The sequence below is a fragment of the Natronoflexus pectinivorans genome (genome assembly GCF_004345615.1).
GTDB classification, from domain to species: Bacteria; Bacteroidota; Bacteroidia; order Bacteroidales; family Marinilabiliaceae; genus Natronoflexus; species Natronoflexus pectinivorans.
In genome coordinates this window covers 17,379-31,165 of sequence record NZ_SLWK01000021.1, presented here as the reverse complement: position 1 = coordinate 31,165, position 13,787 = coordinate 17,379, and the positions used below count along the sequence as shown (strand labels likewise).

Annotated in this window: 11 protein-coding genes and 1 tRNA gene; 8 read left to right on the top strand and 4 right to left on the bottom strand. The window is 38.6% G+C overall.

The features are described 5' to 3' along the window. Window positions 1–166: 166 nt before the first annotated feature. On the bottom strand, window positions 167–616 hold the full coding sequence (locus EV194_RS16355) for a DUF5606 family protein (protein WP_132435525.1): 450 nt from the start codon (window positions 614–616) through the stop codon (window positions 167–169). Window positions 617–871: 255 nt separating this feature from the next. Here EV194_RS16355 and EV194_RS16350 point away from each other — a divergent pair, with 255 nt between their 5' ends. From EV194_RS16350 to EV194_RS16340, 3 genes are all read left to right on the top strand, one after another. After that, window positions 872–3,061, top strand: coding sequence for a S9 family peptidase (locus tag EV194_RS16350; RefSeq protein ID WP_132435523.1), 2,190 nt, complete (start codon window positions 872–874; stop codon window positions 3,059–3,061). Between the two features lie 78 nt (window positions 3,062–3,139). Continuing rightward, window positions 3,140–3,223, top strand: a tRNA-Leu gene (locus tag EV194_RS16345). Between the two features lie 438 nt (window positions 3,224–3,661). Beyond that, on the top strand, window positions 3,662–4,567 hold the full coding sequence (locus EV194_RS16340) for a TolB family protein (RefSeq protein WP_132435521.1): 906 nt from the start codon (window positions 3,662–3,664) through the stop codon (window positions 4,565–4,567). Here EV194_RS16340 and EV194_RS16335 read toward each other — a convergent pair. Further along, window positions 4,559–4,729, bottom strand: a complete 171-nt coding sequence (locus EV194_RS16335; RefSeq protein WP_132435519.1) for a FeoB-associated Cys-rich membrane protein — start codon at window positions 4,727–4,729, stop codon at window positions 4,559–4,561. The two genes, EV194_RS16340 and EV194_RS16335, sit on opposite strands and share 9 nt — an antisense overlap. A gap of 96 nt (window positions 4,730–4,825) precedes the next feature. Beyond that, the gene (gene feoB / locus EV194_RS16330; protein WP_132435517.1) at window positions 4,826–7,327 is read right to left on the bottom strand and encodes a ferrous iron transport protein B; all 2,502 of its coding nucleotides are present in this window, start codon (window positions 7,325–7,327) and stop codon (window positions 4,826–4,828) included. A gap of 678 nt (window positions 7,328–8,005) precedes the next feature. On the opposite strand from feoB, the gene EV194_RS16325 reads away from it, so the two are divergent. Further along, window positions 8,006–8,302 carry a thiamine-binding protein gene (locus tag EV194_RS16325; protein ID WP_132435515.1) on the top strand — a complete coding sequence of 99 codons (297 nt, stop codon included), beginning with the start codon at window positions 8,006–8,008 and terminating at the stop codon, window positions 8,300–8,302. 64 nt (window positions 8,303–8,366) lie between these two features. Here the strand turns inward: EV194_RS16325 and EV194_RS16320 are convergent, their stop codons facing one another. Beyond that, window positions 8,367–8,741, bottom strand: a complete 375-nt coding sequence (locus EV194_RS16320; RefSeq protein WP_079557840.1) for a DUF3276 family protein — start codon at window positions 8,739–8,741, stop codon at window positions 8,367–8,369. A gap of 611 nt (window positions 8,742–9,352) precedes the next feature. Here EV194_RS16320 and nusB point away from each other — a divergent pair. From nusB to EV194_RS16300, 4 genes are all read left to right on the top strand, one after another. After that, entirely contained in the window at window positions 9,353–10,297 is a 945-nt protein-coding gene (gene nusB / locus EV194_RS16315; RefSeq protein WP_132435513.1) for a transcription antitermination factor NusB, read from the top strand. A 14-nt stretch (window positions 10,298–10,311) separates the two neighbouring features. Further along, complete coding sequence (locus EV194_RS16310; protein WP_132435511.1) at window positions 10,312–10,728, top strand: DUF1573 domain-containing protein; 417 nt, start codon at window positions 10,312–10,314, stop codon at window positions 10,726–10,728. A gap of 79 nt (window positions 10,729–10,807) precedes the next feature. Then, the gene (yajC, locus tag EV194_RS16305; RefSeq protein ID WP_132435509.1) at window positions 10,808–11,122 is read left to right on the top strand and encodes a preprotein translocase subunit YajC; all 315 of its coding nucleotides are present in this window, start codon (window positions 10,808–10,810) and stop codon (window positions 11,120–11,122) included. Between the two features lie 498 nt (window positions 11,123–11,620). Continuing rightward, the gene (locus tag EV194_RS16300) at window positions 11,621–13,741 is read left to right on the top strand and encodes an amino acid permease (RefSeq protein WP_132435507.1); all 2,121 of its coding nucleotides are present in this window, start codon (window positions 11,621–11,623) and stop codon (window positions 13,739–13,741) included. Window positions 13,742–13,787: the final 46 nt, after the last annotated feature.

Here is a 13,787-nt window from a genome sequence, read left to right as displayed (position 1 = left end):
GACCTTATAAACAACAAAAAAGCTAATTCCTTTATCTCAATATCTCAGATTCCGGCGCCCCTTAACCTTCTTAAGAAGCGGCTGCAAAAGTAGAGTGTTAAAAACGATATTCCAAATAAAATTGCAAAAGGTTTTCAACACAAATTACAAACATCAGGTAATGAGGTTATTTATTTTCTGACTCATCGGTAGAATCTGTTGATTCTTCCTCCTTATCTTTCTCCTCTTTGTATTTTGAGATGGCTTCCTCAGTTATAATACCTTTTTCCTTTAGGAGATTAAACCACATGTATACTTTCTTGATATCGGATACATATACACGATCCTTATCATAGTCGGGTAAAATCTCTTCAAACTTCTTTTTTAATGATCCTGCGTCTGCTTTTGGATCAACTTCGATGGCTTTCTCAAAAATGGTTACAAAAATATCTGACAATCTGACATCTTCATCTTCTGTGTATATAGAGATGTCTTCGAGCGCACTAATTTTTGAAGTTGCGTACGCAGGCATTCTTTTTCCGTCTGTAAGAGACTCAACAATTACGCTGTTCTTTGCTTGAGAAACCAGCTTAAAAAGTCCGGAATATCCGGAAATAGCAAGAATATCTTTTACCATAAGTTATAGATTTATTTAGGCTGCAAAAATACAATAATCCTGAATACTGCAAAGAATTAGTTAAGATGTTGCAAAAAAAATGCCATTTTGCGATAAGAATTCAATGTGGAAATTTCAATATTAATCAGGAAAAAGTAAATTCGTGAGAATTTACGAACCTGCTTTATTCAATTAAGGCAGGATTATTGTTAAAACATCTGACATCATAATAATATAAAATAATTAGACATAGACGATAAATAAAAAATTAATAATATGAGAATCTTAATTTTAGCATTACTTGCTTCGTTTATTTTAAATATCAACGCACAAAAGAAGGCATTGAGTCTTGACGATTTTGTATCAGCTCAAACATTTGCGGCTGAAAGAGTTCAGGGACTTCGTCCGATGAAAGACGGGAGTTCCTATTCCGTGTTAGAAGCAAACGGAACTCAAATTGTAAGATATTCTTATGCCACGGGAGAAAAAACAGGTGTGATTGCCTATATCCCAAACTTGAAGGATACTCCAATAAAATCCATTCTGGACTATGAGTTCAGCGATGACGAAACAAAAATACTTGTCTATACCAACCGGGAAAACATTTACAGACACTCCTTCATAGCGGACTATTATGTCATTGACATCGCACGCAGAGAGATCGAACCTTTATCTGAAAATGGGCCACAACAAGCTGCCACTTTCTCTCCCAACGGACATGCGGTGGCATTCGTCAGAAATAACAACATATTCATTAAAAATTTGAGATTTGGCACAGAAGCAGCCATCACCTCAGATGGGGAAAAGAACCACATAATAAATGGGATTCCGGATTGGGTTTATGAAGAAGAATTTAGCTTTAACAGAGCATTTGAATGGTCGCCCGACAGCCGGGAGCTTGCTTACATGAGATTCGACGAGTCTCATGTAAGAGAATTCAGTTTCCCCTTGTATATGGGGTCATCGCCAAATCAGTCGGAATTTGAGTTGTATCCGGGTGAATATCGTTATAAATATCCCAAAGCCGGCGAGAGAAACGCAAAAGTGAGCGTTCATGTTTTTAATCTCAGAAACAGAACCACCAAAGAGATGGAAGTTGGTGGTGATAACATTTATATTCCAAGAATTCGATGGACTACTCAACCCGATCAACTTGCCATAGTAACGTTAAACCGACGTCAGAATCAACTTGACTTATACATTGCCAACCCTTCTTCGGGTGTTGCAAGAACCATATTTACCGACAGAAACGAAAGATATGTTGACTACTCGGTACTTGACAACATACACTTTTTGGAAGATGGCCGACATTTTGCTTATGTTGGAGAACTTGACGGATTTAATCACATTCATCTTTTTGGGATGGATGGTAGAAACATAAGGCAGGTCACTAAGGGAGAATGGGATGTAACCAATTTCCTGGGATTTGATAACAGAAACAGGCTCTTTTATTTCCAGGCCGCGGCTGTTTCGCCGCTTCGCCGTGAAATATATTCCATTAGAATGGATGGTACCAGGTTGACACGTTTATCCGAAAACGAAGGAACCAATATGGCATGGTTCAGCATTGATTTCAGTTTCTTCATCAATGAATTCAGTAATACAACAACGCCTCCGATTTACCAGGTTTTTACCCGAAATAACCGGTTAATTAGAACCATAGAAGACAACAGAGCTGTGAAATTGCGTGTTGCAGAATATGCCAAACCAACCAAAGAGTTCTTTTCGTTTAAAAATTCTCAAAATGTAGAACTTAACGGCTATATCATCAGACCACTTGATTTTTCAGAGAGAAATCAATACCCTTTATTACTAACACAATACAGCGGCCCTAATTCACAAAGGGTATTAGACAGATGGGAACCAGGATGGGAATACTTTTTAGCAACTCAGGGTTATATAGTGGTTTGTGTAGATGGTCGCGGTACAGGTGCCCGAGGAGAAGATTTCAGAAAACAGCTATACATGCAACTTGGCAGGTTTGAGAGTGAAGACCAGATTGAAACTGCAAAATATATGGCCAAACGACCATATATTGATGCCGACAGAATAGGGATATGGGGATGGAGTTATGGAGGTTACATCACTGCATTAAGCATGAGCAGGAGTGAGATTTTCAGAACCGGAATAGCAGTGGCACCCGTTACAGATTGGAAGTTCTACGACACAGCTTATACCGAAAGATATATGCGTACACCCAGAGAAAATCCATCTGGTTATGCTAATTTCTCACCATTAAACCTTGCAGATAATTTACATGGACGCCTTTTCCTCATACATGGTTCAGCTGACGATAATGTTCATTATCAAAACATAATGGAATACAGTAATCGGTTGGTTCAGGCCAATAAACAGTTTGACATGTTCATATATCCCAATCGGGCACATAGTCTGATTGGGGGTAATACACGAAATCATCTTTATCACATGAAATTTCAATTTCTTGAAAGAAATTTGAAAAATTAATATTTGAACATCATTGTTGCAAAACCGATAAGTTCTTATATTTGCATCCGCAAATAAATCAGAATTGATTTATGGTTGGCCCAGATGGCGAAATTGGTAGACGCGCTAGTTTCAGGGACTAGTGTACGCAAGTACGTGCAGGTTCGAGTCCTGTTCTGGGCACAAAAGCCGTTAGTTTTTTTACTAACGGCTTTTTTTTTATAATAAACCCCTTGTTTTATATCGACCCTCATAACTTCTTTACCAAAATTTTATTGTAGAAATGGGTTTCAATTATGCTGAACCTCCCAATCGGGAATTTTCAATCTATAAATACGGTGGTTATGCTAAATTATTTCAACTACCGGGTGAAATAACTAAATGCTTTTCACTAAATTTATATATCAATATCGTTAGTCCCGTATTTCTCGGGATTAGATTATTAGATGTAAGATACTGAACACAGCGAAGTCCCGCTCAGCGGGATTAGACATAAGTAAATTTCTTATTATCAGCTGATTGTACAACACTACAGCGAATTCATAAACCTTTGATAATTAGGTGAATAAAAAAGATTAACGAACTATTAATATATGATACGAACAATAAACCTACAAAACAATGAAATCAGCAATAACCATAAGCATTTTAATTCTCTGCTTCCAATTCGCACTATATTCACAACAAATTAATAACATGATAAGCTACCTTGAAATTGTAGATATTGAGGATTCCAAACGGACAGTTGTTTATAGCGACACAGCACATTTTGAAGCACCAAATTGGTCACCGGATGGCAATACACTTTACTTTAATCAGGATGGCCATATTTATTCCATTCCAATAACGAGAGGTGTACCAACAAAAATTGAAATGGATTTTGCTGTTAATAATAACAACGACCATGTTTTATCTCCTGGTGGTACAGAAATAGCCATAAGCCATCATTGCGAAGATCAAAACTGGGAATCACTCATTTATATCGTTGATATTCATGGTGGAATACCCAGAAAGATTACAGAAAATGGGCCATCTTACCTTCATGGTTGGTCACCCGATGGAAAAGAACTAGCCTTTATAGGACTACGAAATGATCAATACGATATATATACCATTTCCGTAAATGGTGGCGAAGAGAAACAGCTAACCAACTCACCATCGCACGAAGATGGCTCTGATTATACTCCCTGCGGGAAATATATCTGGTTTAATAGTGACAGATCGGGAAATATGCAATTGTGGAGAATGAGGCGAGATGGCAGCAATCCGGAACAAATGACTGATGATGATTGGGTTGATTGGTTTCCCCACCCATCTCCCGACGGTCAATGGATTGCATTTTTGTCTTACCAACCCGGAGTTGAAGGTCACCCGGCGAATAAAGATGTGGTTTTAAGAATTATGCCTGCCAATGGAGGTACACCGCACATTCTGACAGAATTGTTCGGAGGACAAGGAACCATCAATGTTCCATCCTGGTCTCCCTGTAGTAAAAAGTTTGCCTTTGTCAGTTATAAGTTACTTTGATCCCAACATTTTCAGGATTTCACTCTTGGTATTGCAACCACCTGAACAACCGCCTGAACAGGCGGTTGTTTTATTTTCAGAGAAAAAAGTTTTCCAGATTGCCTTTGCCGCAATGGCAAAGGCAATGATTACTGTAGTATATGTAAAAATATCCTGCATCATCGTTTAAAAGTTAAGTGCAAAACATCCCAAGTCTTTAAAATTAGTTCCATATCAGTCAAACTCAGACACAATATAAATCAAAAGCATGGTAAGCCATTACAAAAAGAGCCTGCTACCAATCTGGAAAACAGCAAATGAGGTAAGCCATGCCAATCCTGTTGTATAGAATACTGTGAACATGGCCCATTTCCATGATCCTGATTCTTTTTTTATTGCCGCAATTACGGCAATACATGGAAAATAGATTAGAATAAACATCAAAAAAGCAAGAGCCACCACCGGATTATAAACAGGCATTCCATCTTCATATGTATCAGCTTTCATGTTTGAAATTAACATGGTGGCATCTTCCTCTGCATCTACTCTGGCCGACTGATAAAGAACCGACATGGTGCTCACAACAATTTCTTTAGCCGCGATACCACTGATAAGACTCACCCCCATTTTCCAATCGAAACCGAGAGGCTGAATGACTGGTTCTACAGCTTTTCCCAAACGGCCGATATAACTCTGCTCCTGTTGCTCCCGATGCTTTTTCTCTTTAAGGTCAATAATCGCTTCGGAATCGCCACTCGTCATTTGTTCCAGTGCTTCGGCATCAAGTTCTTCTATATCTGTTAAAGAGTAATTATGAGCAATTTGTTCAATCTGATTTCGGAAAGAATCGGCACTGCTTCCTTCTCTCGGAAAGTAACCCAGAAACCAGATGATGATGGAGGCAATCAGGATGATCCCCCCCATTTTTTGTAGGTATTGACGACCTTTAAACCACATATGTCGTGTGGTATTTTTAAGTGTAGGTATGCGATATGGAGGAAGTTCCATAACAAATGGAACATCAGTCTTGGTAAACACAAATCGCTTAAATAGTTTTGCTACTATAACCGCCATAAGAATCCCACTGCCATAGAGTACAAATAAAACAGTACCCGGATAATTTGGGAAAAAAGCTGCAATAAACAGAATGTAAACCGGCAAACGCGCGCTACACGACATGAAAGGATTGATCAACATGGTTAGCAACCTGTTATTGCGATCTTCTATGGTTCGTGTGGCCATTATGGCCGGGACGTTGCAACCAAATCCCATTACCATAGGTATGAAAGACTTTCCGTGCAACCCAATTTTATGCATGACCTTATCCATTATAAAAGCTGCACGCGCCATGTATCCCGTATCTTCCATGAAAGAGATAAAAAAGAAGAGAATCAGAATGTTGGGTAAAAAAACAATGACCCCACCAACACCGGCAATAATTCCATCTATCAACAGATCCTTAAAGGAACCATCTGTCATTACTCCGCCAAGCCATCCTGAAAGCCACTCCACACCATCTTCAATCCACTCCATAGGATAATGACCAAGCGTAAAGGTGGTGTGAAACATCAGCCACATAAAGAAGAAGAATATGGGAAATCCCCAGAGTTTATGAGTCAGGACAGAATCAATGGCATCGGTTTTTCTGCGACGTTTTACAGGACTTTCCTTATATGTTTCACGCATGGCTCCGGCAATAAATCCGTATCGTGCATCAGTAATAATGGTTTCAATATCCTCCTTCAGAAGATCTTCAATTTTATCAACCTGTTTATGCGTCTCAACAAGGATGTCTGAATAACTACCCCCCCTTACCATCTTTTTGTAGGCCTTATCGCCTTCCAATAATTTAATAGCAAGAAAACGTGGACTGATTCGGGATTTAAGTTCATCATGCAGTTTAATGTGTTCTTCTATTTTCCCGATGCTTCTCTCCAAAGTTTCTCCAAAATTAATTTTAACAGGCCTTGCCTCCGGAAACCGATCTTCATAAACTTCTATAACCCGATCGAAGAGCTTTTTGATCCCTTTCCCCTTTGAACTGACCGTTGGTATAACCGGCATTCCCAGCAGCAATCCCAGTTGATCATAATCCACCGAATCGCCTTTCTTCTGAAGGTCATCATACATATTTAATGCAATCACCACCTTAACGTCCATGTGTATCAGCTGCGTGGTTAAATATAAGTTTCGCTCTAAGTTTGAAGCATCAACCACGTTAATAACGATGTCCGGCACATGCTGACTGATATGCTCGCGCACAAAAACCTCCTCAGGACTGTATGCCGATAATGAATAAGTTCCGGGTAGATCGGAAAGATGGAAATTATATCCGTTATGCTTAAACGTACTGGTTTTAACATCAACGGTTACCCCACTGTAGTTTCCAACATGTTCGTAACTCCCACTGGCATGGTTAAAAAGGGTGGTTTTACCGCAATTTGGATTACCAACAAGCGCAATGTTTATATCTTTACGCTTTTCACGAACAGCAATTTCGAGAATTTCCTCGTTCAGTGTTCCATGATATGACTCCTCACTGGCTTGCAAGGCATCTTCAACTGTTACGACTTCAATAAGTTGCGCTTCGCTTCTACGCAGAGACACTTTATAGTCGAGGATTTGATATTCGATTGGATCTTTTAAAGGCGCATTCTTTATGACGGTAACTTTTTTACCTTTAACAAAACCCATTTCCAGAATTCGTCTTCTGAAAGCTCCATATCCTTTAACCTTTACTATTATAGCTTCCTGGCCATTGGTGAGCTCTGATAATACCATAGTTTTTACGTTTTCCGATTTAACCGACAAAAATAGTTTAACATGACAGATTAAACAATCCCTATTTTTAGGGGTTTTGGGATTAGGGGGGGAAAGTATTGAGTTGTGGAGTTTTGAGTTGAGGGTTTATCGGTGAGGTTAAGAGGTCGATTTAGATCGGAGATCGGAGACCGGAGACCGGAGATAACGCGAAACAGAATTCCGAAATGCGGAAAAGGTCTAATATCAATCAAACAATTTAAAACAGTTGCGGTGCCGCCGTAGGTGGCAAATATTGATAGAAAATAGTGTGATGCCCAACCCCGAGCGCCGCAGGTGTGCAATGCTTGAACCATATAAGACATATAAGGCGACTGGAAGCGTAGCGGAATTCCGCAAAACGGAACCATGTGAAACGGAATAGAATAAACATAGTGAATAGAATTCCGCAAAAGCGGAAACTGAACAGGAGAATGGAAACCAAACATTATTGAAGGACAATTGGAGTGCCGCCTTAGGTGGCAAATATTGATAGAAAATTAGAGTAATGCTATACCCCGCACGCCGTAGGTGTGCCATATTAACGGTAAAACATTAATTTTTATTAGTTTAGAATTTAGTGTTGATCGCTGAGTTCGTTATAAATATTCAAAAAAAATGGTGCAATTAATAAGTTAAAACAAATTTAATCTATAAACTATGAATCAATCTGTTAATGTCGCTGTACAGGTCATTCCTGTAGCACCCAATCATGATCTATACGAAATTGTTGATCAGGCTATTTCAGTCATCATAAATTCAGGCGTAAAATATCAGGTAACCCCATTTGAAACGGTTATGGAAGGAGATTACAACCAATTAATGGAAATTGTTAAACAAGTGCAGGAGGTTTGCTATACAGCAGGAGCCGATAAAGTCATATGCTTTATTAAAATAGAGAGCAGCAGGGACAACGTTGTATTGATTGAAGATAAAACCGGTAAATATATTTCCTGAGGCACAAGAATTTCATTTGATTGTAATAGGAAACTAAAAAAGGCTGTCGACGACAGCCTTTTTTCTACTTATTCAGATCTTCAAATTCAATGTTGGTAAATCCACTGGAATCAACCGTTTCAAGCTCTCCCTGCTGATCCGGCTCTTTTTCAACCACTTCATCACCCTTAACTTTTTTTATGAAATCGATGGCTTCTTGAAGCCCATCGCTAAACTTCTCAAAATCTTCCTTGTAGAGGAATATTTTGTGTTTCTCAAAATAAAAACGACCATCATCCTCAAAACGCTTTTTACTTTCGGTCAGAGTAAGATAGTAATCGTTTCTCCGGGTTGCTTTAACATCAAAAAAATAGGTTCTTTTTCCCGCTCTTACAGCTTTCGAAAAGATTTCCTCTTTGTCTCGCTTTTCAAAATCTTCTTGTTTGTCGAATCCTTCCATCTCGAATAAAAGTTTTATTAAATTAAAACACATCTGGTTTCGATAGTCAAAAATGGGAATAATTTTTTTAACATCCCAAGTTTTGTTTACAAAATTTTTCAATGTTTAAATTATTTATCCATTTACAACAAAGAAACAAGTATACGAAATACTGCATCAGTAGGTGACCACAAGAATATGAAGACCATCTGAAGATTAAATTAATAAATAATTGTTGTCCAGTAAAACTCTCTAGATTTCTCCCTTTGGACGAAATGATATGGCTCTCTTGTTTTTTGCTTTGGATGGTGTTAGTGACGGCATTGTCGTCACTAACACCATCCAATAAAACCTTTGCAACTGTCATTCCGAACGAAGAGAGGAATCTAAACTCAAACTATTGGTTTAACTCAATTTTACCGGGTGCCAATCAGTAAGCAAAATAGTATAAAACAGTCATACAGGCAGTCCATGTTTAAAATGAAACCTCCCTGATGTGAGACCCAACGACTAATTAACAATGTATTATAACATTTTCAATATATTGCATTAATATATAATTGTAGAAATTAAAAAAATGGCTATTTTTGCCATGTTCACTAAAGATTGTCATAATAAAAGTTCTTTCAATAATGTTAAGTAGAAGACTGCTAAGAGTTAAGGTGTTACAAATGGCATACGCCTATAGCAAACGAGGCGATGCCTCCATTCAGGAGATGGAAAAAGAGTTATTTCACAGCATATCCAAATCCTACGAATTATATCATCTCATTCTGATGCTCCTAACGGAACTACATCATTATGCAGAGCTGCGAATTGAAAAAGGAAAGAACAAAAAAGTTCCTTCACCCCAGGATTTAAACCCAAACACAAGGTTTATTGATAATGCTGTCCTTAAACAGCTGATAGAAAATCCGGTACGTGTAAAATACCAGGAAACTACAGGATTGTCATGGAGCAATCATCCGGAAATCATCAAAGGAATCTTCTCTAAAATCATTGATTCCGACATGTATAATGATTACATGGTGGCCAAGGATTATAGCTACGACTACCAAAAAAGGTTTATTGTAAAGCTCACAGAAAAAGTCATAGCACAACACGAACCTCTCTACACCGCACTCGAAGAACAGAGTATTTTTTGGAATGATGAATGTGAATTCATTGTTAGTATGGTGATAAAAACTCTGAAAGAGTTTTCCGAAGAAAAAGGCAGTGAGCAAGACTTACAAAAAGAGTTTAAGGATGAAGATGACAAAGAGTTTGTTAAAACTCTTTTCAGAAAAACATTACTCAATCAGAAGGAATTCACGGAATTAATCAAAACGTTTGCCCAAAACTGGGATCTGGAGCGCGTTGCATTCATGGATATTGTGCTTATGCAGATTGCATTGGCTGAAATTCAGGAATTTCCTAACATTCCGATTAAAGTATCGTTAAACGAATACATTGAAATCGCAAAACATTACTCCACTCCTAAAAGTGGTCTGTTTATTAACGGTATTCTGGATAAAATTACCAACCATTTAAAGGAAGAAGGTAAAATAAAAAAGCAAGGACGCGGTTTGATTGAATAAAACAGTAAATCAAGATGAAACTTTATTTGCTACCATCTATTGTATTGATTCCATTTGTTGTAGGTTGTCAGTTGTTATCTACTGGTGATGACAACTCGCAGAACAGTACCCAAATAGCAGAGAAAACAATATTGGTTCCAGATAAAACAGAGCACGATTTTGGCGATTTGACCTCAGGAGAAGAGGTGGCCGCTATTTTTGGATTTACCAACAATGGAAATGCCCCTTTAATTATTGAGGATATAAAAGCCGGATGCGGATGTACCAACCTTAAATATCCACGACACCCGATTCCACCCGGAGAGAGAGGTTCCATTGAAGTAACTTTCGACACCCGGGGAAGGCATGGAAATCAGCGACAAACAGTTCGAGTCTACTCAAATGGCAGTGAGGAATCCATCCTTCTGGTTATAAGAGCAAATGTTAGATAATTCTTTGTAAATTCGTTTATTGTCACTAAAATTGCAAAAATCAAAATTCAAATAGTAAATTAATTTTAATTCGATAAATATGTATAGTTTATTTTTGTCATTACCACCCCAGGCCGATGCGCCAAACCCATTAATGTCTTTATTGCCGTTTTTACTAATCATCGTGGTTTTCTATTTCTTCATGATACGTCCGCAGATGAAAAGACAAAAGGAGTTGCGCAAATACCGTGAGGCTCTTAAAAAAGGCGATAAAATTATTACCACCGGTGGTATTTATGGCCGTGTTGCTGAGGTAAAAGACAGCCAAATCATCATGGAAATTGCTGATGATGTAAAAATCAGAATTGATAAATCAGCGGTTATCATGGATATGTCTGATGCTGTCAGAAAATAGTAACATGATTTCATTCAAAATTGGTTTTGTTTGATATTTAATATATAATCAGAAAAATCAACATTGTAAGATTTTAAAGCAGGCTGTTTCTTATGAAACAGCCTGCTTTGTTATGTGATAAAACCCAAATTAAAACAAATCCAGTCTCAACAACATCCTACAATAATAAAACTCTGAAATACTGCATAAAAAGCCAAAAGATATAGAAACATATCAACAACACACCAAGCTGGAACTTGATAATTATGATTAGGCTTTTACATCAAAAACATTAACTTTATTGCTGAGTTAAGCAAATACTAAGATGAAACAAGCCATAGGCAAACCTTCACACACAGGTGAAGTACTGAGTCCAGTCGAAGTAAGAATGACTATGATGGCGAGTTCTCCCGAGGCTTCGGGAGCTATTGAATAACAATTTATAAAAATTTATTGCTAAACCTCGATCCGGAAACAAGATGGCTTCAAATTGATTGATAACAGAACATTCTGTAGCTTATGAGTGAAAAGAAAAAACTAAATAAAGAACTGGGGTTATTTGATGTATTCACAATCAGTACAGGAGCGATGTTCAGCTCCGGTTTTTTTCTCCTCCCCGGACTTGCCTCTCAATACACTGGTCCATCGGTTTTTGTTGCCTACTTGATAGCAGGCATTCTGATTATGCCCGCCATGTTTAGTATGGCTGAAATTGCAACAGCGCTTCCCCGTTCCGGTGGAGCATATTTCTTTCTGGATAGAGGCCTGGGTCCACTTTTCGGAACCATTGGAGGACTTGGAACCTATTTTGCATTGATGTTTAAAACGGCATTTGCCATCATTGGGATTGGCGCATATGCCTCGTTCTTTTGGGATGTTCCTGTGCGTACCATCGCTGTTATGGCCGTACTTTTTTTTACAATCCTTAATTTGATTGGAGCCAAAAAGACATCAGGGATGCAAAATTTCCTGGTTGTTTTTCTTCTTCTGGTGGTTGGTACATTTATAATAGATGGCATTGTCAGCATCTATTTAACAGACATCATTAAGCCGGCTCCAACTAAGGAACACTTTACACCATTCTTCAGTGATGGTTTTGAGGGAGTCATTACCACTGTTGGTTTTGTGTTTGTGTCATATCTTGGACTGACTCAAATTGCCAGTGTTGCCGAAGAGATAAAAAACCCTGAGCGCAATATTCCGTTGGGAATGCTTATCTCCCTTCTTGTAACAGGTTTGGTTTACTTTTTAGGTGTATTTGTGATGGTTTCACTGATCAACCCGGAAGATTTTTCGCGAGACCTTGCTCCTGCAGCCACTGCCACCAGCCAATTGTTCAGATGGCTTCCCAACAATAGCGGCGCCTACATAATGACAGCGGCGGCCATGGCCGCCTTTGCTTCAACAGGAAATGCAGGTTTGCTCTCTTCTTCCCGCTATCCATTTGCCATGAGCAGGGACAAGCTTTTCCCGGGTGGATTTTCAAAGGTGAGTAAACTAGGAACCCCAATTCCGGCCATATTGCTCACCGCATCGCTCATACTTTTCTTTATTCTGGTTTTGTCGGAGGAGGGAATTGCCAAACTGGCCAGTACATTCCAATTGTTTATATTTATGCTGATTAACTTTTCTGTTATTGTATTCAGAAAAAGCAAAATTGAATCATACGATCCCGGCTATCACTCCCCACTCTATCCTGCCATGCAAATTGCAGGAATCGTCATCTCCTTTATATTAATAATCTATATGGGGTGGATGGCAATTATTTTCAGCGCCCTTATAATTCTTGTGGCGGCACTATGGTATAAATATTATGCGAGAATAAAGGTTCAGCGCGAAGGTGCCATATTTCACTGGTTTGCTTTATTAGGTAAATACCAGCACCCGGAACTTGAAAACGAGTTTATGACCATTTTGAAAGAAAAAGGTCTTCGACATGGCGATCCATTTGATGAAACCATCATTCGGTCAAGGATAACTCACATACACAAGCCAACCAGTTTTGAGAAACTGGTTGAGGATGTATCCGATACATTTTCCACCGAAATGCACATTCACAAACAAGAGCTGATAAGAGAGTTCATGGCCACCTCCCCCATTGAACCGGCACTCATAATCCCTGAAGTCTCCCTGCTTTATGCTAAGCACGACGGGATCGATCACCCATCATTGAACATCATCATAACTGAACAAGGCATACATAAACCGGTGAGCAAAGGAAGGGTTTCTTCCCAAGACAACATAAAAGTATTCTTCTTTTTGGTAAACCCTGCAAAAGAGGCACGTCAACAACTCAGAATGTTATCACGATTGGTTGACATCATTGAACGGAAAGGGTTTGTTAAAGAGATGATGAAACATGACGGACATCGCTCTATAAAAGAGTATTTGCTTCACAATGAAAGGTTCATCACAGTAAAATTGATTAATGGTACTGCGCAGCAAGAGATGATTGGAAAACAACTAAAAGAGCTAAACCTTCCGTCCAATGTGCTTGTTGCCCTGGTTGAACGTAATAACGAGACCTTTGCACCAACCGGGAATACCGTGCTGCAAGAAAAAGATGTAATCACGATTATTGGAAAACCAAAATCGATTTCGCAACTTTACGAGAAGTATAAATGGGAAATACACGGCTAAAATTTAATCCATTATTCGGAAGAAGAATATAAAAAATTTGGCTCAG

What these genes read in the sequence shown, in the direction of transcription:
- EV194_RS16335 (WP_132435519.1), bottom strand. Translation starts at nt 4,729, where the DNA reads ATGATGCAGGATATTTTTACATATACTACAGTAATCATTGCCTTTGCC.
- EV194_RS16320 (WP_079557840.1), bottom strand. Translation starts at nt 8,741, where the DNA reads ATGGAAGGATTCGACAAACAAGAAGATTTTGAAAAGCGAGACAAAGAG.
- EV194_RS16355 (WP_132435525.1), bottom strand. Translation starts at nt 616, where the DNA reads ATGGTAAAAGATATTCTTGCTATTTCCGGATATTCCGGACTTTTTAAG.
- EV194_RS16325 (WP_132435515.1), top strand. Translation starts at nt 8,006, where the DNA reads ATGAATCAATCTGTTAATGTCGCTGTACAGGTCATTCCTGTAGCACCC.
- EV194_RS16350 (WP_132435523.1), top strand. Translation starts at nt 872, where the DNA reads ATGAGAATCTTAATTTTAGCATTACTTGCTTCGTTTATTTTAAATATC.
- EV194_RS16300 (WP_132435507.1), top strand. Translation starts at nt 11,621, where the DNA reads ATGAGTGAAAAGAAAAAACTAAATAAAGAACTGGGGTTATTTGATGTA.
- EV194_RS16340 (WP_132435521.1), top strand. Translation starts at nt 3,662, where the DNA reads ATGAAATCAGCAATAACCATAAGCATTTTAATTCTCTGCTTCCAATTC.
- feoB (WP_132435517.1), bottom strand. Translation starts at nt 7,327, where the DNA reads ATGGTATTATCAGAGCTCACCAATGGCCAGGAAGCTATAATAGTAAAG.
- EV194_RS16310 (WP_132435511.1), top strand. Translation starts at nt 10,312, where the DNA reads ATGAAACTTTATTTGCTACCATCTATTGTATTGATTCCATTTGTTGTA.
- yajC (WP_132435509.1), top strand. Translation starts at nt 10,808, where the DNA reads ATGTATAGTTTATTTTTGTCATTACCACCCCAGGCCGATGCGCCAAAC.
- nusB (WP_132435513.1), top strand. Translation starts at nt 9,353, where the DNA reads ATGTTAAGTAGAAGACTGCTAAGAGTTAAGGTGTTACAAATGGCATAC.